The sequence below is a fragment of the Larkinella fluvii genome, assembly GCF_051857545.1.
Taxonomy (GTDB): Bacteria; Bacteroidota; Bacteroidia; order Cytophagales; family Spirosomataceae; genus Larkinella.
Map to the genome: position 1 here is coordinate 481,640 of NZ_JBPZHB010000008.1, position 24,208 is coordinate 505,847.

The 24,208-nt window shown below is 51.5% G+C and carries 20 protein-coding genes; 4 read left to right on the plus strand and 16 right to left on the minus strand.

What is annotated here, in order from left to right:
• Nucleotides 1-96: 96 nt before the first annotated feature.
• The 12 genes from ACS5NO_RS23115 to ACS5NO_RS23170 all read right to left on the minus strand — a co-directional run bounded on the left by ACS5NO_RS23115 (nucleotide 97) and on the right by ACS5NO_RS23170 (nucleotide 15,381).
• Nucleotides 97-681, minus strand: coding sequence for a Crp/Fnr family transcriptional regulator (locus ACS5NO_RS23115; protein ID WP_439417329.1), 585 nt, complete (start codon nucleotides 679-681; stop codon nucleotides 97-99).
• Nucleotides 682-743: 62 nt separating this feature from the next.
• Nucleotides 744-1,652: a sugar phosphate isomerase/epimerase family protein gene (locus ACS5NO_RS23120; protein WP_439417330.1), complete on the minus strand. Its 909-nt coding sequence runs from the start codon at nucleotides 1,650-1,652 to the stop codon at nucleotides 744-746.
• A 307-nt stretch (nucleotides 1,653-1,959) separates the two neighbouring features.
• Nucleotides 1,960-3,360 (minus strand): GDSL-type esterase/lipase family protein, encoded by a 1,401-nt coding sequence (locus ACS5NO_RS23125; RefSeq protein WP_439417331.1) that lies wholly within the window; start codon nucleotides 3,358-3,360, stop codon nucleotides 1,960-1,962.
• 616 nt (nucleotides 3,361-3,976) lie between these two features.
• Nucleotides 3,977-5,476 (minus strand): MBOAT family O-acyltransferase, encoded by a 1,500-nt coding sequence (locus ACS5NO_RS23130; protein WP_439417332.1) that lies wholly within the window; start codon nucleotides 5,474-5,476, stop codon nucleotides 3,977-3,979.
• Between the two features lie 119 nt (nucleotides 5,477-5,595).
• A complete protein-coding gene (locus ACS5NO_RS23135; RefSeq protein ID WP_138991007.1) occupies nucleotides 5,596-6,543 on the minus strand; it encodes a glycosyltransferase family 2 protein in 948 nt (315 codons plus the stop codon).
• A gap of 49 nt (nucleotides 6,544-6,592) precedes the next feature.
• Entirely contained in the window at nucleotides 6,593-8,326 is a 1,734-nt protein-coding gene (locus ACS5NO_RS23140) for a hypothetical protein (RefSeq protein ID WP_439417333.1), read from the minus strand.
• Nucleotides 8,327-8,418: 92 nt separating this feature from the next.
• On the minus strand, nucleotides 8,419-9,294 hold the full coding sequence (locus ACS5NO_RS23145) for a glycosyltransferase (RefSeq protein WP_229312258.1): 876 nt from the start codon (nucleotides 9,292-9,294) through the stop codon (nucleotides 8,419-8,421).
• Between the two features lie 173 nt (nucleotides 9,295-9,467).
• Entirely contained in the window at nucleotides 9,468-10,895 is a 1,428-nt protein-coding gene (locus ACS5NO_RS23150) for a DUF6056 family protein (protein ID WP_439417334.1), read from the minus strand.
• Nucleotides 10,896-11,183: 288 nt separating this feature from the next.
• Entirely contained in the window at nucleotides 11,184-12,656 is a 1,473-nt protein-coding gene (locus ACS5NO_RS23155; protein ID WP_439417335.1) for a DUF6056 family protein, read from the minus strand.
• A gap of 51 nt (nucleotides 12,657-12,707) precedes the next feature.
• Entirely contained in the window at nucleotides 12,708-13,616 is a 909-nt protein-coding gene (locus ACS5NO_RS23160; RefSeq protein ID WP_439417336.1) for a DMT family transporter, read from the minus strand.
• 3 nt (nucleotides 13,617-13,619) lie between these two features.
• The gene (locus tag ACS5NO_RS23165; protein WP_439417337.1) at nucleotides 13,620-14,696 is read right to left on the minus strand and encodes an LptF/LptG family permease; all 1,077 of its coding nucleotides are present in this window, start codon (nucleotides 14,694-14,696) and stop codon (nucleotides 13,620-13,622) included.
• A 31-nt stretch (nucleotides 14,697-14,727) separates the two neighbouring features.
• Nucleotides 14,728-15,381 (minus strand): metal-dependent transcriptional regulator, encoded by a 654-nt coding sequence (locus ACS5NO_RS23170; protein WP_439417338.1) that lies wholly within the window; start codon nucleotides 15,379-15,381, stop codon nucleotides 14,728-14,730.
• A gap of 214 nt (nucleotides 15,382-15,595) precedes the next feature.
• On the opposite strand from ACS5NO_RS23170, the gene ACS5NO_RS23175 reads away from it, so the two are divergent.
• From ACS5NO_RS23175 to ACS5NO_RS23185, 3 genes are all read left to right on the plus strand, one after another.
• Entirely contained in the window at nucleotides 15,596-16,936 is a 1,341-nt protein-coding gene (locus ACS5NO_RS23175; protein ID WP_439417339.1) for an Nramp family divalent metal transporter, read from the plus strand.
• A gap of 77 nt (nucleotides 16,937-17,013) precedes the next feature.
• The gene (locus ACS5NO_RS23180; protein ID WP_138990998.1) at nucleotides 17,014-18,957 is read left to right on the plus strand and encodes a KUP/HAK/KT family potassium transporter; all 1,944 of its coding nucleotides are present in this window, start codon (nucleotides 17,014-17,016) and stop codon (nucleotides 18,955-18,957) included.
• Between the two features lie 12 nt (nucleotides 18,958-18,969).
• The gene (locus ACS5NO_RS23185; RefSeq protein ID WP_421827045.1) at nucleotides 18,970-20,031 is read left to right on the plus strand and encodes an NAD-dependent epimerase/dehydratase family protein; all 1,062 of its coding nucleotides are present in this window, start codon (nucleotides 18,970-18,972) and stop codon (nucleotides 20,029-20,031) included.
• A gap of 23 nt (nucleotides 20,032-20,054) precedes the next feature.
• On the opposite strand, the gene ACS5NO_RS23190 is transcribed toward ACS5NO_RS23185, so the two are convergent.
• Together ACS5NO_RS23190 and ACS5NO_RS23195 are read right to left on the minus strand one after the other, a co-directional pair.
• Nucleotides 20,055-20,765: a TVP38/TMEM64 family protein gene (locus tag ACS5NO_RS23190; RefSeq protein ID WP_439417340.1), complete on the minus strand. Its 711-nt coding sequence runs from the start codon at nucleotides 20,763-20,765 to the stop codon at nucleotides 20,055-20,057.
• A 122-nt stretch (nucleotides 20,766-20,887) separates the two neighbouring features.
• On the minus strand, nucleotides 20,888-22,450 hold the full coding sequence (locus tag ACS5NO_RS23195; protein WP_114408166.1) for an Rne/Rng family ribonuclease: 1,563 nt from the start codon (nucleotides 22,448-22,450) through the stop codon (nucleotides 20,888-20,890).
• A 161-nt stretch (nucleotides 22,451-22,611) separates the two neighbouring features.
• On the opposite strand from ACS5NO_RS23195, the gene ACS5NO_RS23200 reads away from it, so the two are divergent.
• Nucleotides 22,612-22,740, plus strand: a complete 129-nt coding sequence (locus ACS5NO_RS23200; protein ID WP_439417355.1) for a hypothetical protein — start codon at nucleotides 22,612-22,614, stop codon at nucleotides 22,738-22,740.
• A gap of 110 nt (nucleotides 22,741-22,850) precedes the next feature.
• Here ACS5NO_RS23200 and ACS5NO_RS23205 read toward each other — a convergent pair whose 3' ends face one another.
• Together ACS5NO_RS23205 and ACS5NO_RS23210 are read right to left on the minus strand one after the other, a co-directional pair.
• The gene (locus ACS5NO_RS23205; RefSeq protein WP_439417341.1) at nucleotides 22,851-23,693 is read right to left on the minus strand and encodes a tetratricopeptide repeat protein; all 843 of its coding nucleotides are present in this window, start codon (nucleotides 23,691-23,693) and stop codon (nucleotides 22,851-22,853) included.
• A gap of 80 nt (nucleotides 23,694-23,773) precedes the next feature.
• On the minus strand, nucleotides 23,774-24,079 hold the full coding sequence (locus ACS5NO_RS23210; protein WP_114408168.1) for an HU family DNA-binding protein: 306 nt from the start codon (nucleotides 24,077-24,079) through the stop codon (nucleotides 23,774-23,776).
• Between the last annotated feature and the right edge of the window lie 129 nt (nucleotides 24,080-24,208).

The window sequence follows — 24,208 nt, forward strand, 5'->3', positions numbered from 1 at the left end:
TCGATGAGGTCAGTTCGGGCTGTCGGCTATCGTTTGCCTTCAGTGTACTGTTTGGTAAACATAAGAAACCGGGTTTGATTTGACACTTGATTAGAATCAAGAAATGCCCCGCGCCAGACGCTCTCTGACCCGACTCAGCGTCTCGGGCGTCATTTTCAAATAAGCCGCGATCATTTTCAGAGGAAACAGGTGTAGCAGTTGGGGTTGGGAATCAAGCACATACTGGTATTTCTGGGCGGGCGTTAGATTTTGATCGAAGAAGCGAATCCGGTCTGTAGCCTGATTGAGCAGGCTGCCCAGTTGCAGAAATACGGGTGATATTGCGATCAGTTCGTGAATCACCTGGATCGTCAATTCGAGCACAATGCCGTCTGAATAAGCCTGAATGGTGTAGGCCGATGGCGTTTGGGTGACAAAACTCTGGTGATTGAAAAACCACTGCCCGGGAAGGTGTAAATCAATGATGACCGGCTCCTGTTCGTCGTTGTAACTGACCTGGTAGAAAGCGCCTTCCAGACTGCAATAAACCGTCTGGCAAATGGCTCCTGCCGCCAGTAGAATGGCAGCTTTTTCTACAGACCGGCGACGCACGCGATGGGCAACCAGCCGAACCTGCTCCTCACTGAACGTGCCGATTGGGGTGAGCATTTGCGCGACGGTAGTGATCCATGCCTCAGTCATTGGTTTATTTTTATAACGACGAAGTAACTATAGCTGCTGCTGAGCACTAGAACCGTCCGGTTTTACACGTCAGCCAATTGTTTCTTTACGGTCGCCAAACCGAGGGCGACTTCGTTGTCAAAATCGGTCCAGTTGCATTCCAGCGACAGCCCACCCTCGTATTTGATTTGTTTCAAAGCCCGAAAATAAGGCTTGAAATCATCGCCCATCACACCGGGAGCGGTTCGCTTCTGTTTTTCCGCAATGTGGCAATGCGTGATGTACTGGCGGTATTTGATGATTTCTTCCGGTTTTTCGTCTTCTTTCAGCATGTGGTAAATATCACACTGCAACTTAAACCACGGGTTGTTGACGGCCTGAATGATTTCCACGCCTTCGGCGAGGCTGTTGATAAAATTGGTTTCACCCCGGTTCAGTGGCTCAACCGCCAGTGTAACGCCGTGTTTTTCGGCCAGAGGAGCCATTTTTTTGCATAGTTCGATGTGCTGCGCTTTGGCCGTAGCCCGGTCAAATCCGTCGGGAATGGCCCGCGAACCGCCACTGCCAAACACGATATTCTTCGAGCCACATTCCTTGGCCCGCTTCAGTGCCAGATCGGCCCGCTGTAAAATGGCCTCGTGGTGGAGGGTTGGCCCCACCGACTTCAGAGTGCCCGGAAAAAAATAAATGTACGATCGAACGGGCAGTCCTTCCGTCTTCAGCGTCACCCGGTTTTTATCGTACTGCGAATCCCCCGCGTCGGGAATCAAAAACCGGCCGACGCTTTCCTCGATAAAGGAAAAGCCCAGCGTTTTTAATAACCCGACCTTTTCATAACCGGCACAAACGCCCAAAGGCAGGGATAAACCGGCCCTGGTTTCTTCCCCCATTCCGGCTTTAGCCAGCGTATTCGCTGCGGTTATTCCGGCCAGAACCCCCGCTGTGCTCTTTAAAAAGGCTCTTCGTGACGGTTGGTTTTCGGTTGGATTCATGGAAAAAAAGGATCGTTTGTCAAAAGTGATTGGCGCCTACTACACACCAGGTTGAACTCCTGAGTGGAAAGAGAACACCAAAAGGAATGATAAATGTAAAATGATGAATGCTAAATGTAAAAGTATCTCCCAATTCAGCACTTTTACATTTAGTATTTGTCATTTTACATTCTAAAAAAAAAGCCTTACAAGCTGTTTGAGTTAACCGGGGAGAGCCCTGGAAGGGCGCTCTACCACTAGTTGATGTCTGCTATTGCCTATTGACAGGACAGGCCTCCGGCCTTCATTCAAAGAACTTCTTAACCGGCTATTTCAACACGGCTTTGCGAATGGCTTCCCCCCAGAAAATCCCCAGCGTAGCGGCTCCTTTTGCATTCGGGTGCAGAAAAAACGTCCCTTGCTGACCATTTTCATGTTGAAAATCAGTCAGGTAATGCGTTTTGAAATAGTTGAAACCCTGCGTATCGCCGAGTTTCACCTGCCCCGGATGCGTCGAACTGTAACTGGTGATCAAGGCGTCAATTTCCGGAAAATACGTCTGCAACCGATCTAACCCTTCCTGTAAATATTTCGAACGGTTGTAGGTCGTGGGACTGTACCAGATCGGGCGATGAAAAACCAGCTTGCAAGCGGGATAATCTGTCAATAACCGGTCGGCGATGGTTTTCAGGTTGGCGCGGTAGGATTCCGGCGAAACCGGTGCGCCGTTGGGGCCTTGCATGGCGCTGTCGTTCGTGCCGAGAATAATGGAAAAAACAAGTTGACTGGTCGGATCGTTCTTGAAGACATCGGCGGCCTGAGCCACTTTCCCGAAGGCTTTGTTGGTCGCGGGCAGGAAATCGACGGTGGTAAAACCGCCCACACCCTGATTGGAAAACGCAACCTCCTGGACACCAGCCTGTTTTTTCAGGTAAGCCGTTGCCAAAATCGGTGGCGCTTCCGTCTGACGATCTTTCAGTCCGGCTCCGGCCGTGATGCTGTTGCCGATGAAGACAATGTTCAGTTTCTGTTCCGAAAAGTTAACTGGATCCGACTTCGGAAAAATCCCGGCGGCAACCCGTTTCGGGAACAGATCGGCGGGATTTAGCTTCATTCGCGACCGATCCCGTTCTTTCAGCGCGGTTGTAATAACCGGTATCCAAAGCTGCTGACCGTCCCGGTTGAGGTGCAGACCGTCGGCCAGAAACAACTCACTGCGGCCTTTTCCGTCCTTGTCATCCGTCAGCGGAACGATATCGATGTAGTACAAACCGTCCAGCTTTCCCGCCAGCTTTTTGATTTCCCGGTTAAACCGGTCGCCCTGCTTTCTGAATTTTTGCCGGGCCGGCGAATGTCGGTTTGACACGAAATATACTTCCACAAAAGGGTTTGATTTCCAGAGACGGGCCAGAAAAGTTTTGAAGTTATTGACGACGGTTTCGGGGGCATCACCTCCCGCCAGATCATTCCCCCCGCAGGAAAAAACGACGCGGGCGGGGCGGTATGGCAGAAGAATCCGATCCATACTGCGCAGCACATCGGGAATGGTGGCTCCGCCGAAACCCCGGTTGACGGGACTAAACTGGCTAAAATCTTCTTCCAGCGCTGGCCCCCAAAGCCGCCAGGTCGAACTGCCAACAAAGAATGTCGAGCCGGGAACGGGCGGATCCGTAATGGCCTTGGCTTCGTAGGCTTTAATTTCGGACTCAAAACGGGGTTCCTGAGCCATTAATTGGGTTTTGGCCGCAATCCAAATCAGAAGAATTGGTAAAATAAAACGGATTGTGACTTCTACAGAAGCTCTTTTCTTCATTTTAAAAAACGAGATCACACGCGTGGTTTTTGATCGAATTCGCGCTGCGTATAGAAGCTAAAAAGGGACGGTTTTTACTTGATAAGGCGCGGATTATGGAATGTCCATGCCTAAATTGATTCTCTCGACCAGCCAAGCCCTCCATCCCGTAGGGATTCAACAGCGCAGCATCGGTAGAAAAAGGACAACCCAAACACCCATTCAATCCCACAGGGATTCAACAGCGTAGCGTCGGTAGAAAAAGGACAACCTAACCACCCATCCAATCCCGTAGGGATTCAACGGCGCAGCATCGGTAGAAAAGGATGATTCATTATTCCCCGCGTGCCTGAGGTACGCGACTGTCGGATTCTTGTGAATGATTGCGTACCTCACGGCACGCGGGACCTTGTCGACATTCTTGGGCTACCGACGCTGCGCTGTTGAGCCCCTGACGGGGCAAAAAAACGGTTCGACCAAGCTAGTCTTTACTAAATACGGGTTTCAAACCCTGTTTTCCAATCTAATTACCGATCTTAAACCGCTAAACGATTTAAAACTGAAAATAGATAAACTGATTCGAGGTGAAGACGCCGAAGAGATACGACAGAAAGCAGATCAGCGGAAACAGCACGAAAAACAGGACGGTGTTGCGCGTTGGAATCGTCAGGTACAACTTCTCTTTTACGAATAAAACCGCCACCAGCAACACGCAAAACCACAATTCGGCCGAATTGAAGGGCGTGTGGAGGGGCCCGTCGAAGGGCGAAAAGACAATTTTGCCGAGAATGTGAAAGGCGTTGCCAACGGGCGCTTTGTGATTCCGGAAAAACACCCACGTCAGCATCACCAGCACAAACGTTAGCACGGTTTGCAGCAGTTGATATGCCTTGTTCTCTTCCGGCAGTTTGATTCCAAACTGATGAAATGCCTTGTCGCGCCAGCCCGCCATGAGTTGGTAAGCGCCGTGCAAGCCGCCCCAGATAACGTAGTTCCAGCTCGCGCCGTGCCATAAGCCACTGACCAGGAACACAATAAACACGTTCAAATACCGTCGTGACGGACTAACCCGGTTTCCGCCCAGCGGAATGTAGAGGTAATCGCGGAACCAGGTGGAAAGCGAAATGTGCCAGCGTCGCCAGAATTCGGTGATGGAACGCGAGAAATACGGCGTTTTGAAGTTCTCCATCAGCGTGAAGCCCATCGTCCGGGCCGCACCGATGGCAATGTCGGAATAGCCCGAAAAATCGCAGTAAATCTGGATCGTGAAGGCCAGCGTTCCCACCAGCAGCGTGAGGCCGTTTTGCTGCGTGGGGTTGTTGTAGGCATGGCTGACAATCTCCGCCATGCGGTCGGCAATGACCACTTTCTTGAAAAAACCGAAGGCCATTTGCATCAACCCGGCTTTCAGATTCTCGAAACTAAAATGAAAATGGGTATGAAACTGGTGCAAAACGTTCTGCGGACGCTCGATGGGACCGGCTACCAGTTGCGGATAAAACATCACATAGAGCGCGTAAATCCCGAAATGATGCTCGGCTTTCTGGTTGCCGCGATAGACCTCAATCGTGTAGCTCATCGCCTGAAAGGTGTGAAACGACAGACCAATGGGTAGTATCGAATCGACAATGCTGAACGAGGTGGTGTTGGGCTGGCCAAACAGCGTCAGCACTTTATTGAGCAGACCGATGGCTTTCTGGTTGACAAGCTGGGCCGGACCATCAAGATTTGCCTGGTCGAGCAGCCAGACGAGGCTGTCGGTGAAAAATCCAAAATACTTGAAGAACGCCAGAATGCCGATGTTCGAAATCAGGCTGACGATCAGCAGCCATTTTCGGCCCGAACCGGGTTTAGTGCGCTCCAGCCAGATCCCGGCGTAATAGTCGATTACGATGGTCAGAAACAGGATCAGGATGTAAGCTGGCTTGAAGACCATGTAAAAGTAACAACTGGCCAACAACAGCAACACCCACCGCCCGCGCCACGGCAGACTGTAATACGCCAGGGTTACGACGATGAAAAACAATAAAAACTGGAGCGAATTAAATAGCATTCCTACTTGAGTTAAGAGTTAAGAGTGATGAGTTAAGAGTGATGGGTTAAGAAGAAGCAGGCGCATTTAATTCTTAACTCACAACTCTTAACTCATCACTCTTAACTCTTCATTCTTAACTAGTTCTGGCGTTCTTTTTTTCGGATGGTTTCCCGGACGATGTAGAGCGGGCGGCCTTTGCTTTGGAAGAAAATCCGCAGCACGTACTCGCCGATCAGCCCCATCCCAATGAGCTGAATTCCCCCGAAGAGGATGATGGTAAACAGCAATGCCGTAAAGCCTTCCGGCACCCCTCCGAAAAAATATTTCTTAATGAGCGTCTGAATAAAATACAAAAAAGCAATCCCGATGGAAAACATGCCCAGATTGGTCAGGAACTTGATCGGGAACTCACTGAAGTTAAAAATACCGTTGTAAGCCAGTTTCCGGAGCATTTTGAACGTGTACTTTGCATCACCGGCCACCCGGGCATCGCGCTCGTATTCGACGCCGATTTGTTTGAAGCCGATCCAACTGCGCATCCCGCGGATGAAGCGGCTTTCTTCGGGCATCTGGTTCAGGACGTTGGCAACCCGGCGGCTAATGAGCGAGAAGTCGCCACTATCGAGCGGAATGTCCACGTAGGAAATGGATTTCATAAACCGGTAAAACAGAAAATAGGCGGTTTTCTTGAAAGCGCCCTCTTTCCGTTTCTTCCGAACGGCATAAACGACATCGTAGCCTTCCTGAAATTTGGCGTAGAATTCGTCCAGCAACTCAGGCGGGTCCTGGAGGTCGCCATCGATGATGAATAGGGCTTCGGAGCCTTTGGCGGCTGCCATTCCGGCCGTCAGCGCAATCTGGTGGCCGTAGTTGCGGGCCAGAAAAACGCAATGATACCGGTCGTCGGTCAGGGCCAGTTGCTGCATCAACACGGCCGTATTGTCGCGGCTGCCGTCGTCGATCAGGACGACTTCGATGGCCAGTGGCGAACGATCCATCAAGGCATTTAGCCGGGTAACGAGGTGTGGAAACGATTCCCGTTCGTTGTAGAGTGGAGCGACTATGGAAATCTGTGGATCAGACAAAGTGTATAGCAGTTAATTGGAACGCACAAAATTACATTATTGTCAGTACTTACCGAACGTTTATGAATTGATTCGAAAAACGGATGTCGGCCCCCGCACCCGAAACAATCAGAATGCCAAGCTGATAGGAACCCGGATGCAGAAATGTTTTAAACACCTGCGCACTGACATTGGGCATTCGGCGTCGCAGGTAATATTGCAGGGGAAAAAACAGGTTTTCGGCCGGAAAAAGATAAGTATGGCGATCGGATTTGACCACGATACAGGCCTCGCTGATCCCCGCAGGCAGCGGCCAGTTCTGGGTAACCACCCGAATCTCACCCGCCGATTCTTCCGCCAGCAGGTGCAGGGCGGAGTCGGCGGGAGGTGCCGGTTTCAGCAGCGTCGCTTCATACGGCGCGTAGAACGTGTTTTCGGGATAGGTATAAAATCCTTTTTCAACGGCGGTGTGCATCCATTTTTCACTGGCAGCCGCATAGGGCGAACCTATCATAGCCCCGAAACCGAGATCATTGTGTTTCTGGTTGAAGGCCGACGTCTGCCGCATCAGCGTCTGGGCACCCAGAAACGGCAGATGGTTGAAGTACATCACGCCCCAGACAACCCATCCCAGAACCAGACCACCCACCATCCATCGCTTCCGGTGCTCCGGGTTCCGAAGTTCACTCAACCGGTTCAGGTAGAGGATGCTCACAAACAGGGCCGGGTACAGCATGTAATTGCTCACGAGCATGACACTGTAGCCAAACCGGGGTCTCAGAATCGCAACCACCACCGCATTGACCAGCAAAAAGCCGTATACGCCCACGAAAAAATACCGCCGGTGATTGAGCTCGGCATCGGCCGGTTTTTGGTTGGGTTGCCAGAGGCTGGGAAGGAGCGTCGTTTTGAACAGCCGGAAAAGGAGGCCAATGAGCAACATACCGCCCAGCGTGGGCAGCAGGCTGCGGAGCAAAATATCGGTTCGCGGGAAAAAGTCGAACAAACCGCCCAGGAACGTAAAAAACCCGAAGAAGACGAGGTGGGGATGTTGCAGGAAAAACGACAGACTGCTTTCATTACCCTGCAAACTGGCAAAATCGTGAAAGTACAGGATGATGACTACCACCGCGATCGTGATCCAAACCGCCAGCCGCACCAGGTAGTGACGCCCTTCCAGCCGCCATTGTACCAGCAAAACACCCGCTCCGGCCACCCAGCCGAACAGGCCGTTGCTCATGGAAAACGAAGCCAGAATCTGTAAAAAAAGAGCCCCGGCAAAGCGGATCGAAACGGTGGCGGACCGGCCGGGAAAAGCGAGCCAGTACAAAGCCCAGAGAATCATCATGCCCACGGCCAGGTGCTGCAAAGCCGTGATGGCCCAGAAACTGGTCAGGCGGTGTTGGGGTTGCAGCAACACCAGCGCGATCGGCAGAAACGCCAGCAGGGGCAACCGCAGCGTCCGGAAGACCCGGTAAAAAACTAACAGAATGGCCAGCAAACAGCCGAAAGCCAGCAGAATCAGCCACCGGAAGTTGAGCGTGCCGGTCAGGTTGTAGAAGACCAGCGTGGTTAGTTTGGCAAACAGAATGCGGTGTTCGTTGTTTGGAGCCAGCAACCAGTGGAATTTTTCGGAGAAGGAATCGGCTTCGGTATAATTAACCAGAAACCCCACGAACGATTCGAGGTCGTCCATCCAGGGAACGTTGTCGGTAAAAAGGAGCACCAACGTAAGAAAACTGGCAATCGGGAAAGCGACCAGGAACGGAGAAATTTTCCGAAGCGGTTCTGAAATCTGAATCATAGCGAGCGGGCGGCCTGATACGGCAACGGTTGGCATGCAACGTCTATACTTCCCCGGAATGGCATCAGGCCTGTAAAATGCGGTTTTTCAGGTCAATAGACCTTTTCGATCTGCTCTACAAAATCTCCGTATTGTTTGGCCGGAATGAAGTGCGACTGCGTTCGGTAGGTCAGCACGATAAACACCAGCAACAGGGAGATCAGGAAAGCCTGTAGAATAACAATGAACAACGAAAAAACAATGTAAATAGCGCCCTGCGAGATGATCAGCTGGTCTGTCACCCGCAACAGGATAACCACCGTGATGACCACCGTCGAAACTGCCGCCGTGATGACACAGAAGAGCAGGATTCGCACGGCCGTGGCTTCCATCAGCACCGAAATGGCACTCAGACCGTGCAGAATCAGCGACACAAAATTCATCTTCGACGTGCCGGCCAGCCGCGCCCCCCGTTCGGCCGGAACCGACTGGTAGGGCAATCGCGAGCGAATTACACCACCGGGGTAGTTGTTCCAGATGTCGGAAACGTGCGCCAGTTTTCGCAGCAGGTTGGGCGGAATCACACTGAAATTGCCAAAGGTAATGGCTTTCCCCGTCAGCAGTTTGAATACGGATTTATAAATTAAATAAAAGGTTCGGAACAGACGGCTTTCCCGGCGTTTGGTGCGATGGGCGAAAATGATCTGTCCGGGCTTTTGGGCCGAAGCCTCCAGCAGCCGGGCGATGTCTTCGGGTTGATCCTCTCCATCCGAATCCATTACGATGGTGGTATGGGTTTCCGGCTGATCGGCCAGGTACGAAAGGCCGAGCGCAATCGCTTTCTGGTGACCCACATTCCGCCAGAGCCGCATGATCGACAGGCTGTAGCCCGTATCGGTCGGCAACGATGCGTAGTTGGTAACGGAACAATCGTCCACAATCAGGAAATGAAACCGTTTCCGGAGAGCGGGAGCGACGGTTTTCGTCATTTTCTCCAGGAGCAGGCTTAAAGCTTCCCAGTCATTAAACAAGGGAATAACAATATATACTCTGTCGGTGGGTGCAGTGGGTATGTCGGTCAACGTACGGTCGATTTATATAAAGAACGGTGCCACAAAAATAGAACATATCCCAGACTTGTGACAGCCCGGGCTTTACACTCTTATTCAATGGTTGCAGGCCCCAGCTTCACCCCTTTTTTGTGGTAATATCCCGCCCAGCATCGGTTCCACAGATGGTAGGGGTCGGAACTGAAATCACCCAGCACCAGCGAAACCGGGCTAACCGGCAACGGACTCAACTGAACAGTATCGCTCTTGCTGCGCGCCATCATCGCATACCGCTGCTCCACAGCCTCGTGGTACTGTTTGGCCCGGCCGGAACGCAAATCACTGACGGTCAGTCGAAAATTCACATTATGGTACGTTAAAAAAAGCAGCGAAATGGCCACCACCACCACGACCGTCCAGCGGTAACTGGTCAGAAACGACAGAACGCCGACATTCTGCCGGAAAACCCGCACCCAAATCGTCAGGTTATAAAACCACCCCAGCGTCAGAATCAGGTTCACGGCGTTGAGCAAACGGGGTACCGGCTGGACACCGACCGCCCAGAAATGCAGCAACGTCAGGATAAACAACAGCCCGACATACGGGAGGATGGCCAGACCCGGATGCACCTCAAAGTAACGACGGGTGGGATTCCGGGGGTCGGTCAACTGGTAGGCAACGGGCAGAAAAAGCAATGACAGGGGCAGCAATGGCGTTTTTGTAAACTGTTTCGGAAAATACTGTACGCAGTATTTCAGCGTCTCGGTAACGGAAAACAGCACATCCTGGCTGCGTTCATTGCCGCCCATCCGTACGGCATTGCCGGGTGCCTGAATCAGGAAATAACAGCAAATGGCGGCAATGCCGAACAAAATGAGCTGGGAAAGCGGAAGTTTTTTCCGATAAATCAAAAGGCCCATCAGAACGGTTCCCAGCAACGCCATGGCCATAATCATGCTGGTTTCGCTGGATCCGATGATCACCGCGACCAGCAACGCTTCCAGGAACAGAAAACGTCCGTTCATTCGGAATTGAATCCGGTCGTGGGCAATCAGAACCGCTATCAAAAACAGGAAACCGACACAGGCGACGGAATAACAGGCCAGACCGGGATACCAGTAAAAAAATTCCGGGATCGACACGAGCTGGGAAATGAACAGAAAACAGCCCGCCGAGGCTGCGACGATCTGCTCCGTCAACGTCAGCAACGGCCGGGCCAGTTCATGAATAACCGCGTAAAAACCCAGCCACAGCAGGATCAGGAGCAGAATCGGAAACACGGCATAGGCCCCATACCACTCCCAAACCAGCGGCCCGGTGTGGACCATCAGGTTGTGAAAATACCGCCCCGTCCAGCCGTCGTAGTAAAACTTCTGCGCCTGCCAAACCCCGAATTGCCGGGCCGTATCGGCAAAACAGTAGTCGTCCACCAGCGAGGGTTGGTTGTAAAAAGACAGGGCGATGAGTGGAATGGCAACCAGGGACAGGCAGCCGAGAATCAGAAAAAAAACGAACTTGTTGGGTGTAATGAATGGATTCATTAGTGACAGATTAATCACACGAAACACGTGTAATAGCTCGCAACGCTTTGTTAGTGAATAGATTACCGTTCGCTTTACCCCTTCTCAGTACCATTGCCGAACAATTCGCTGTAGGCACAACGAACAGCCCGCGCACCAGCATCAGCCGGGCACAGCAAACGTACTAAAAAGGGCATATTCCTTTTTAATACGCTGAAATTGACAAAAGTAAAGAAAGAAAAGGTAAGGAGCGCACCCCATCCTACCCAATCTTTCCACCGGTCTGCTGAAACGATTCAGGAAGGGGTCTTACGGTTTGCGGGCAATCTGGGGAAATATGGTTTTGGGAGTGTCTGCCAAAACCGGCAGTTTGTGGAGCTTCGCCCCTTTGCGGTAAAAATAGCCGGCCCAGCAATCGTTAAACATATGGGCGGATCGGTAACTCAGGTCATCCAGAGCCAACGAAACCGGCAGGACGGGTAAAGGCGGCAACGTAACCGTATCTCCTTTGGTGGTGCCCATCAACTGATAGCGGGCCATCATCGCCCGATGGTATTTCTGAGCCCGTCCATAGCGGAGGTCTTCGTACATAAGACGAACATTGGCATTCCGGTACCCCTGCCATCCAAGTACTACCGTGACAACCAGCACCATTGGCCACTGATAGCGCAACAGCAACGACCATGGGCCGATGGTTCTCCGGAAAACCCGGACGAAAACCGTCAGCGTATAGAACCACCCCACGACCCACACGAAATTGACGACATTCAGCAGACGAGCCACCGGCGGAACACCCACGGCCCAGAAATGCAGGAAGGTTAAAATAAACAGCAGACCCAGGTAGAAACCCAGCGCCAGCCACCCGTTAATGGCAAAATAAACCCGCGCCGGATTCCGGCTGTCGGTCAGCCGGTAGGCAATGGGTAAAAAAAGCAGCGACAACGGCAGAATAGCCGACTGGAAAAGCAGATTCCGGAAATAGACCCACCCGAATTTGGCGGCTTCCAGTGCCGAAAAAACCAAATCCTGGCTCGATCTGTTGCCTCCCATCCGAATGGCATTGCCCGGCGCCTGCACCACCATATAACTACAGAGACCAGCCCAAACGAGCAGGATCAGCAGGGAAACCGGCAGCGTTCGGTGGTCGATCAGACTGAGTAAAGCCAGAAAGCCCAGGCACGACAGCATCACCACCATCCAGGTTTCGCTGGAGCCGATAATGACCAGAATGAAAAGGGCTTCCAGCCACAGAAGCGGACTTTTCCACCCGGTTTGCTGCCGGTGGTGGGCGATGAAAACGCCGATCAGAAACAGCAGAAACACACAGGCGAGGGAATAGCCCGCCAAGCCCGTATACCAGTAGAAAAATTCGGCGATGGAACGCAGTTGCGTAATGTATAAAAAACAGACGCCCGACGCGATCGCAATTTGCTCGGAAGTGGTCAGAACGGCCCGGCCCAGTTGGCGGATCAGCGCGAAAAAACCGGTCCAGAGTGCCAGCAGCAACAGGATGGGGAAAACCGTGTAAGCACCAAACCACCGCCAGATCAAGGGACTCGTGTGGACGACAAAGTTGTGAAAATACCGGCCTGTCCAGCCATCGTAATACATCATCTGGGATTTCCATATGCCAAATCGCATCACGGTATACGCAAAACAATAATCATCGACGATCGACGGATGATTGTAAAAAGCCAGCCAGATCAACGGAATGGAGATCAGTAGCAGACATCCTGTCAAAAGAAAGAAAATATATTTGCTTGGCGAAATAATTATACTCATCGGTTTCAGAATTAGTTATACAAACCGAAGCCGGTGTTATGTAACGTTTTGTTATTGGACAGAATAATTTTTGTTTTTATCCATTCTCCGGTTTAAAGCCGGATACACCAGCACGGCCAGCAGAATAATCAGCGTACCGGCGTAAAAACCTGTCGTCATCCGCTCCCGGTCACCAAAAAACAACCAGGCCAGCATGATTCCGTAGACGGGTTCCAGATTAACGGTCAGATTTACCGCAAAGGCCGAAAACTTCCGCATGAGCCAGACCGAAGCCGAATAGGCGTAGACGGTGCAGACAAACGCAAGAATCGAAATCCAGAGCCAATCGGTCGGCTGTGGCCACAGGGCCGTCGGTTTTTCCGAACCCGATGCCAAATATAGCCCCAGAAACAGCAGGGAACTACCAAACGCACCCGACATTTCGTAAAAGGTGATGACCATCGGTGGATACCGCCGGGTAAACTGGCTGTTGATGATGGTGAAAATGGACGCCAGCATGGCCGAAAAAACCGCCATGACCAGTCCGGCAGCCCGGTCAATTTCGAAGCGAAAGATCAGATATAACCCCGCCATCACGACCACGCCGAGGATTACTTCCACGGCCCGCAGGCGTCGGCGGAAAAAAAGCGGTTCCAGCAAACTTGTCCACAAGGAACCGGTGGCCATGCCGGCCAGACAAACCGACACATTGGCCGTTCGGGCGGCTTCGAAAAACAACGCCCAGTGCAGCGCAATCACCAGCCCCGTGGCCAGCAGTTTCAGGCGGTCGGGCCCGGAAACCGGCACCATTTTTTTCTGCACATAGAGCAAAACCCCCAGTCCGATGGCCGCCAGCAGGGTGCGATACACCACGAGGGTGAGGGCCGACACCGAAATCAGAACGCCCAGAATGGCCGTAAAACCCCAGATCAGGACTAAAAAATGCAGGTGCAGGTAATCGGTGGTCGTGGGGCGATTCATACGTTAGCGCGGAATCGTATGGTATAAAATCACCCCGATGGCCGCAAAAATGATGTTCGGCAGCCAAACGGCCACGATCGGATTGAGATTGCCCGACTCGGCAATGCCTTTGGCCAGCATAAAAAACAGCAGGTAGACAAACGCCAGCACAAACCCCAGTGCCACCTGCCAGCCCACCCCCCGACGGCTTTTTCGGGCCGACATAATTACCCCGATGGCCGCCAGAATAATGATGGCAAAGGGGCGCGTTTGCCGGGAATATTTCTCCAGCAAATAGGTTTCAACCCCGTCGGCCCCCCGGCTGCTGAGCAGGCTGATGTAGTTGTCAAGTTCAGGAAACGTAAAGGTTTCGTACAGACTGAAATCGCTGTCAAAATCCGACGGATAGAGGTTCAGCAGCGTGTCGACTTTGGTGCCGTGCGTGAGCGTTTCCTGCAAGCCGTCGATTTTCCGAATGCTGTAATCATAAACCGTCCATTTTTTCTTTTCCGGGCTCCATTCGATGCGGTCGCCCGCCATTTTTTGCAGAAGTTTGTTGCCCTGAACCTGTTCCAGCGTGAATTTATAGCCCGTATTGCTCTGGTTATTATAGCTTTCCAGGTAGGCATACACATTGGGAGCCACCTTGATGTGGATGTTCCGGCCCGAATAGGTGTAGGGGTCTTTGGTGTATTTCAGCTCGAAAGCGATCCGGGTCTGGTTGGCTTTCGGAACCACCCAGCCCACCAGAAAATAGGTCGCTATGCTCAGGATCAGGGCGCCGATGCCGTAGGGAACCAGCAGACGGACAAAGCTCATGCCGCTGCTCAGCATGGCGATGATCTCCGATTTGGCCGCCAGCCGGGAGGTCATAAAAACCGTGGCAATGAAAACCATCAGCGGACTGATGTAGTTGGCCCAATACGGAATGAAGTTGAGGTAGTAGTCGAAGAGAATTTTGTCGCCGGGGGCCTTGTGTTTGTAAAAATCGTCAACTTTCTCGGTATAATCGACCACACAGACCACCAGTACGATGACCATTACGACAAAGAAGTACGTCAGCAAAAACCGTTTTAAAATATACCAGTCGAGGAGTTTCATGAATGTTGGTTAGAGTCAGCCAGACAGTCGTCTAATTGACCAATAGATTCCGGGCTACTTCATTACTGACAAACAACGTTTTTTCGTGGTTAATCTGTACAGAAACGGATTTATCAAACGCGTTGACATCCTGCACCAGCACCCGGCAGCCCAGATTCAACCCGGTTTTATCGAGGTGTTGCAAAAATTCCGGCGAATGTTCGAGCACACCCATGACCTGAACTTCTTCCCCAATGGTCACTTCCGATAATTTGGTGTATTCCACGGTCGGCATCTGCCCCGCCGGGCTGGGAATCGGGTCGCCGTGGGGATCGAATTGCGGATAGCCCAGAAAGGCATCCAGTTTCTCAACCAGGTCCTCCGAGCGGATGTGTTCCAGTTCTTCGGCCATCTCATGCACTTCGTCCCAACCAAAGCCGAGTTTTTCGGCCAGAAACACTTCCCAGATCCGGTGCCGCCGGATCACTTTCAACGCCAGCCGTTCGCCTTCTTCGGTGAGCCGCACGCCCTGGTATTTTCGGTAATGGATGAGTTGCTTCTCGGCCAGTTTCCGCAGCATGTCCGATACCGAAGCCGCCTTCGTCGCCGTCATTTCGGCCAGCGAATTGGTCGTGACCTCGCCTTCCTGCCGGGCAGCCAGGTAATAAATGGTTTTTAAATAATTTTCTTCCGTGAATGAATGCATAGGCGCAGGACGGATTTGCCATCCACCCAATCTCTCCAGAATCGACTAAAACCGGAAAACGACCGATGGGGTCACTACCTGATATTTTCCGGCTACAAATTTAGATTTTTATTACCGTTCAAAAAATTTTTAGACGAGCCTAAATTTTTATTTAGAAACATTTGATATATTTGTTGCGTTAAATAAAAGAATATGCATATAGCAGTCTAACGCTATGGTAACCAACGAATCTACCTCAAAGATGGCCCAGGGATGGAAGTCCGAAAATAGATCGAAATCACTGCCTGAAGTTCACGCCAGCATACCGGTTTCGGAAACGGGTTCTTTTTACAAACGATTACTGGCCTTTTCGGGGCCGGGTTTGATGGTGGCCGTGGGCTACATGGACCCCGGTAACTGGGCCACCGACATCGCCGGTGGGTCCCGTTTCGGCTACACCCTGCTGTCTGTCATCCTGATTTCCAACCTCTTTGCGATGCTGCTGCAGCACCTGTCGCTGAAACTGGGCATTGCAACGGGCCGCGATCTGGCCCAGGCCTGCCGCGATCACTACAGCCGGCCGGTGTCGGCGGTTCTGTGGTTTTTGTGCGAAATAGCCATTGCCGCCTGCGATCTGGCGGAAGTGATCGGGTCGGCCATTGCCCTGAACCTGCTGTTCGGAATTCCGCTGTCGGTGGGCGTTTGCATTACGGCGCTGGATGTTTTGCTGCTGCTTTATCTGCAACACAAAGGGTTCCGCTGGCTCGAAAGCATCGTGGGGGCCCTGATTTTTGTCATTCTGCTGTGTTTTGCCTACGAAATTTTGCTGGCCCGACCCGAAATAGCGGCCGTATTGGGAGGGCTGATTCCGCAGAAAGAAGTCATCACCAATCCGGACATGCTGTACATTGCCATCGGGATTCTGGGTGCTACCGTGATGCCCCACAACTTATACCTGCATTCGAGCATCGTTCAAACCCGTGATTTTGCCCACACCGACAGTGGTCGCCGGAATGCCATCAAGTTTGCCACCATCGACTCTACGCTGTCTCTATTCCTGGCGTTTTTCATCAACGCGGCCATTCTGATTCTGTCGGCAGCGGCTTTTCACACCTCCGGCAACCACCAGGTCGCCGACATTACCGACGCCCACCGCCTGCTCGATCCGCTCTTGGGGGCCACGCTCGCTAGCGTTGTCTTCGCCGTTGCGTTGCTGGCGTCGGGGCAAAATTCGACACTCACCGGCACGCTGGCGGGTCAGATTGTGATGGAAGGGTTTCTGAACATCCGGCTTAAACCGTGGCTTCGCCGACTCATTACCCGCCTGATTGCCATTGTGCCGGCCCTGATTGTCACCATCCTGTATGGCGAACGCGGCACCTCGGAGTTGCTGGTTTTCAGTCAGGTAATCCTCTCGGTACAACTCAGTTTTGCCGTCGTGCCGCTGGTTCTGTTCACCAGTGACAAACTGAAAATGGGGGCTTTCGTCAATCCCCGCTGGCTGACAATTCTGAGCTGGGCAGTGGCCGGCCTGATTATTGTTTTGAACGTTGTCTTGCTGGTTGGCACTCTTTAATGGAGAAAACCGGGATTTAACGTTATCTTTACCCGGATTTCACCAGCCGGACTCGTTTAGCCCGGCGTTTATTCTCTATGGACGATAAAAGGCACCTGGATAAGGTATCGGCAGCGGGTCTGCTGGTTGCACTGGGTATCATCTACGGCGATATTGGCACCTCGCCCCTCTACGTGCTCCGTGCTGTTGTTGGCACCGATCAACCCATTCAGGAAGATATTGTCAGGGGAGCCCTTTCCTGCATTTTCTGGACCATTACCCTACAGACCACCATCAAGTACGTTATTTTGGTGCTGCGGGCCGATAACCGGGGTGAAGGAGGAACGTTTGCGCTCTATGCGCTCGTCCGCCGACATGCCCGCTGGCTGACCATCCCGGCGATTATCGGTGGCAGTGCCCTGTTAGCCGATAGCATCATCACCCCGCCCATCTCGGTATCCTCCGCCATCGAAGGGCTTCGCATTCTGTACCCCGACATTCCGACCGTACCGATCGTTCTCGGAATTCTGGCGTTTTTGTTTCTGATTCAGACTTTTGGTACCAGCGTTGTCGGCACAGCTTTCGGGCCGATTATGTTGCTGTGGTTTACGATGCTCGGTACGCTGGGTGTGCTGGCCATTGCCGACGATTTATCCATTCTCCAGTCGGTCAATCCGTATTACGTTTATCACTTTTTGATCGATTACCCCGGTGCTTTCTGGCTACTGGGTGCGGTTTTCCTATCGACAACCGGGGCTGAAGCGCTTTACGCCGATATGGGCCACACGGGTCGGGGAAACATTCGGATCAGTTGGGTTTTTGTGAAGGCCTGTCTCCTGCTCAACTATTTTGGACAAGGCGCCTTCGTGGAAAGTCTGGCCGGTCAGCCCCTCGGCGAGCGGAATCCGTTTTACGGTTTGATGCCCGAATGGTTTCTTTTTGCCGGTATTGTCATTGCCACCATGGCCACCGTCATTGCGAGCCAGGCCATGATTACCGGCGCGTTTACCCTCATCAGTGAAGCCATCCGGCTGAATTTCTGGCCGAAGGTCCGGCTCCGTTACCCGACCAATAAAAAAGGACAATTGTACGTTCCCAGCATCAACTGGCTGCTTTTCGCGGGTTGCGTCGGCGTCGTTCTCTACTTTCAGGAATCGTCCCGCATGGAGGCTGCCTACGGTCTGGCCATCACGCTCACCATGCTGATGACGACCATTCTGTTCAGCTATTACATGTACTCCCACAAGTACAACGCGTGGTTTGTTATGCTCTTTCTGGTATTTTACCTGATCGTTGAGACCAGTTTCCTGATCGCCAACCTCGCCAAATTCACCCACGGCGGGTGGGTGTCGGTGTTGATTGCGGGCATCATGGCCGGGATCATGATCATCTGGCTGAATGCCAACAAGATCAAACTGCGCCTGACGGAATACGTTAAAATCGACCAGTATATTCAACCGTTCAAGGAACTCAGCCGGGATATCAGCATTCCGAAATACGCGACGCACCTGGTTTTTATGAGCAACGCGGCCCGGGCCGCCGAAATCGAGTCCAAGGTTATTTATTCCATTTTTCAGAAACGTCCCAAACGGGCTGATATTTACTGGTTTATTCACGTCGATACCACCGATGATCCGTATACGATGGAATATAAGGTGAACACCATCGCCCCCGATGATGTTTACAAGGTTACATTCCGGCTGGGTTTCCGAATCGAGCAGCGGATCAACCTCTTTTTCCGGCGGGTTATCGAAGACATGGTGAAAAACAAGGAAGTGGACATCACCAGCCGCTACGAATCCCTCAGCCGTCAGAACGTGATCGGTGATTTCCGGTTTGTGGTGCTGGAAAAATTTCTTTCCTTTGAAAACGACCTGCCGCTGCGCGAACGGATTGTGATGGATGTTTATTTCTTCGTTAAAAACTTCACCACCCCCGAAGACCGCTGGTTCGGACTCGACAGCAGTGCCGTGAAAATCGAAAAAGTGCCGCTGGTAATCCGTCCGGTCGAGAATGTTAAATTGAAGCGAATCGATACCTAATTTCTCCCATAAATGAAAATACTGATCACTGGCGGAGCCGGTTTTGTTGGCTCTTCACTGGCTTTGTCTCTCAAAACCGACTACCCACAGTACGAAATTTTTGTTCTTGACAACCTCAAACGGAAAGGCTCCGAACTGAACGTAGCCCGGTTGACCAAAGCCGGTATTCAATTTGTTCATGGTGACATCCGGAACAAGGAAGATTTCGATCCTATTCCGCCCGTCGACACGCTGATCGAGGCATCCGCCGAGCCATCGGTGCTGGCCGGTCTGACCGGAACGCCCGACTACCTCATCAACACCAACCTGTTTGGTACGGTGAACTGCCTCAACTTTGCGCTGAAATCCAAAGCCAACGTCATTTTTCTTTCCACCAGCCGGGTTTATCCCATCAAAACCATCGAAACCCTGAATTTCGATGAACACGACACCCGGTTTGTGCTGTCCGACGAACAACCGGTGCCGGGCGTTTCGTCCAAAGGCATTGCCGAAAACTTTCCGCTCGACGGCGCCCGCTCGCTCTACGGCACCACGAAACTGGCTTCGGAGTTGATTATTCAGGAGTATCAGGAGTTTTTCGGCCTGAAAACCGTCATCAACCGCTGCGGGGTCATCACCGGTCCGTGGCAGATGGGCAAGGTCGACCAGGGCGTGATGGTTCTCTGGATTGCCAAACACTACTTTGAGCAAAAACTGGCGTATATTGGTTACGGCGGCACCGGAAAACAAACCCGCGACATGCTCCACATCGCCGATCTGTACCGGTTGATCGACTGGGAGTTACACAACATTGACCAGGTCAACGGCGAAATTCTGAACGCCGGAGGGGGCAACGAAAGCAGTGCATCCTTGCAGGAACTGACCAAAATCTGTCAGGAAGTCACCGGCAAAACCATCCCCATCAGCAGTGTAGCCGAAAACCGGGCTGCCGACATCCGGTTGTACATCACCGACAACACGAAAGTAACGAAACTGACCGGCTGGAAACCCGAGTTGGGCATCAAAGAAATTGTCACCGACATCACGAAGTGGCTCGACGAAAACCGGGAAGCCCTCGAACCGATTTTGAAATAAACCGAAAGAGGGTTGATAAAGGATCAGCCCTCTTTTTTTCTCTTCCTATAAAGGTAATACCCTGCAAACAAGAGCAGACTCACGGCGGTCATCCAGCCAAATCCCGCTTTCAATCGCTGCGTATTTTCGCCAAAATACCCAATGGCAACCACCAGCGGAGTGGCGCCTAAAACCGTTGCACTAATAAACTTCGGAAAGCCGATGCGTGAAATTCCGCCGATGAGGCTAATGGCATCGCCCGAAATGAATGGGGAAGCCCGCGCAAAAACGACCGCCCAGAAGCCGTAGTGCTGCACCCAGTCTGTTACTTTCTTTTCGGTTTTGCTACCCACCATTTTCCGTACGGTCGCATCACCCACGTACTTTCCGACTCCATAACCAATCGAAGCCGCAACCGCCGTTGCAACCAGCGACAAAACCGTTCCCCAAACCGGCCCATAGGCCAACACCGACACAATCATCAACCCCCAGGAAGGAATAATCACGAGGAAAATCTGGGCAATCATGGCTACGATCAACAGGAGAGGGCCACGCCAGCCAAATTGGGCAACCCACCGGGTAATCCGCGTCTCATCATCACCCGATAAGACGTCGACTGCTTCCCGCAAAAATGCCCGAAACTCCGGCGCTAAGCCATACGCCAAACCGAATGACAAAATCAGCAAGCCGGTGACGACCAGAGGCAGGTGCTTTAACCAGCTCGACCGCAGAACCGGGGGCTTGGATATAGACATTTGAATCACGTTTTCCTGTTTCAATCTAACCAAAACAAGTCGGGGTTGGTTTGAATCGTATAGCCTGATAAACCAAAAAAGCCGCTTTTCGGGCGGCTTTTTTGTAGAAGATGGTACGAAAATCAGGCGGCTGTCACCTCAATCTCTTCGCCCTGTTTGTTATAGAACTTGAATTCGTTGATCCCAAACGAACTGTCTTTGATCAACTTAACCCACGTTTTGTGTTTCATGAACCATTGCATCTGTTTGGAATACCAGCCTGCGGTATAATAGGCGTAGAGGTAAGGATGCATCATGATCTGGACACCACGCTCGTTCTGGCGGGTCAGAATGTATTCCAGGTTCTGTTCGATGGCGTCCGTAATCAGGATACTGGCCTGAATCGTGCCGGTGCCACCACAGGTCGGGCAAACTTCTTTGGTAACGATGTTGATTTCCGGGCGAACACGCTGCCGCGTAATTTGCATCAAACCGAACTTCGTCAGCGGCAGAATCGTGAATTTGGAGCGGTCGGTTTTCATTTCCTCCCGCATCACGTCGAAAATCATTTTTTTGTTGTCGGGCTTCTTCATATCGATAAAATCGATGACGATGATTCCACCCATGTCGCGCAGCCGGAGCTGGCGGGCAATTTCTTTTGCGGCTTCTTTGTTCACACTGACCGCCGTGGCCTCCTGATCCTCCTCGGAATTCGATTTGTTCCCGCTGTTCACGTCGATCACGTGCAGCGCTTCCGTGTGCTCAATGATCAGATAACCGCCCGCAGGCAGACTAACCGATCGCCCGAACAGCGACTTGATCTGTTTTTCAAGCCCGAACTGTTCGAAAACCTTCATCTTGTTGTTCGTATAGAACTTGACGATTTTCTCTTTTTCGGGGGCAATGGTGTGTATGTACGTTTTAATTTCATCGTACATCTCCTTGGTATCGACGGTAATGCTGTCGAACGATTCGTTCAGCATGTCGCGGAGGATGGACGAAGCCCGGTTCATCTCGCCAATAATCCGGTCGCGGGGTTTGGCGTCGCGCAGGAGGGCAATCCCTTTTTCCCACTTTTCGAGGGAATTGGTCAGATCGCGATCCAGTTCTTCAACGTCTTTACCCTGTGCTACTGTCCGGACGATTACCCCAAAATTTTGCGGTTTTATCGACGACATCAGGCGCATCAGGCGCGTGCGTTCGGCTTTATCCGTAATTTTTTTGGACATATTGACCGTACTGGCAAAGGGCACCAATACCAGATACCGCCCTGCAATGGAGATATCGCAGGATAAACGCGGCCCTTTGGTCGAGATGGGTTCTTTGACAACCTGCACCAGAATGGGTGCATTCTTACTCAATACCTTATCAATTTTCCCGAGCTTGTCGATCTCGGGTTCCAGCTTGAAATTGTTCAGCCGGCCGGTATTGGCCCGTTTGGCGATAACGTCTTTCGTGAATTTGTTAAGCGAGTTAATGTTGGAGCCTAAGTCCAAATAATGCAGGAATGCATCTTTTTCATAGCCAATGTCGACAAATGCCGCATTGAGGCCCGTCACTAATTTTTTAACTGTTCCTAAGTAAATATCGCCGACGGTAAAGCTGCTGTCCGACTCTTCAACGTGATATTCCAGCAGTCTTTTGTCTTGCAAAAGTGCTATCCGATCACCTTTCTGAGTCGAACTAATGACTAATTCGTTACTCACAAGATGAATATGCGGTTAAGAGGCCCGAAAATATATAAAAAGGCCGGGCAATCGGTCCGTTGGCATCCAGGTTAAAGTCCTGTTGCACAAGCGAATAAGTCCTCCGATTGGCCGGCCCGTATGGTAAAAATCGCCCGAAAGCGATCTACCTATTTTTTCTTATGGCGATTCTTTCTCAGGCGCTTCTTCCGCTTGTGGGTAGCAATCTTGTGACGTTTTCTCTTCTTTCCGCAAGGCATAATGGTAATTATTTTTTATGGTTAAAAATGGTTGAATGGCTGGATGGTTAAAAATGGTTATATGGTTTAAATGGCTGGATGGCTCTGATAGCTAAATACTTAACCATTAAAAGCACTTTTTAACCATTCAAACCCTTTTTGGCCATCTAATCCATTCAATTTTACAAATTCTTTTCCAGCTCTTTCACGGCGGCCTGAATCGTCGGGTCTTTCTCCCGCTCTTTCACTTTAGCCAGCAATTTTCGAGCCTCTTCTTTGCGGCCCATTTCACCGAGGCTGATGGCCAGGTAAAACTGCGCCTTGGTATTGTCGGGATGACTGACCAAAATGGCCTGGAACCGCTCTACCGCCCGGTTATACTGACCGGAGCGCATCGACAACAGACCCATGTTAAATAGTGCCAGTTCATTCGTCGGATCTTCCTTCAGCACATCCCGCAACAGCATAATCCCCTGCATCGGCGTTTCGGTCGTAACATACGTCATCGCCATATTTGCCTTGGCAGCCAGCAGATTGGGATTACTGTCGAGTGCTTTCTGGTAAAACTCCCGGGTCTTTTTCCCCAGGTTCGCCAGTTTCTGATTGTCGACGGCAAACCCGTAGGCTTCATAATACAAATCGCCGGTTCGGAGCATGTTGGCTTCCGTTGGAGCCAGCGTCACCAGTTGTTCGGCAATTCGGGCAGCACTGTCATACCGACTCACTTTCCGATACGCCTGAATCAGTTCGTTCCCCACAACCGGTTTTTGTTTGTCCTCCGCCGATTCAAAACGGCGGCTCAACCGGTTCAGTTCCTTCTGCTGTTCAGGCGCCAGACTGGCCGTGTGCAGATCAGAACGATCCGTACGCAGCACCGCCGTATCCCGCACGGCCGTTTCCGGATCCGTCGTCTTTTCGTTGGTCAATTTCCGGTCTTCGTTACGAACCACTACATTGGGCAGGCTGTATAAGCCCGCCGTCAATAGGATACCAACACCGATGACTAGAAAAATAGATTTGTTCATGGTAATAGAGATGAGATGGTAGACCAGAGAAACGAGATAATTCTCCGTTCTAACATCTCACCTCTTTTGTCATACAATGATTAAACTGAAACGTTTTCGTTCCGTTTAACCTGGGTTTTAACTTGCTCAACAAACACTTTGGCCGGTTTGAAGCTCGGGATAAAATGCTCATCAATGACCATCGCCGTGTTTTTGGAGATGTTCCGGGCCACTTTACGGGCTCTCTTTTTGTTGATAAAACTACCGAACCCTCTCACGTAGATGTTCTCATTCTTCGCCAGATTATTCTTGATCACGGTAAAGAATGTTTCAATGGTGTGTTGAACATCTGCCTTGTCGATTCCTGTCTTCTCGGCAATTTCTGCGATTACGTCTGCTTTCGTCACGTTCGTACTAAACTTTAAGGTTCAATCAGTTGTTGAAAAAAAAGCCTCTCCAAATTGGGAGCACAAAGGTAGATTTTTCCTGTTAGAGAAAAAACACTCTACCTTGTTTTTTCTTCTCAACAACACCAA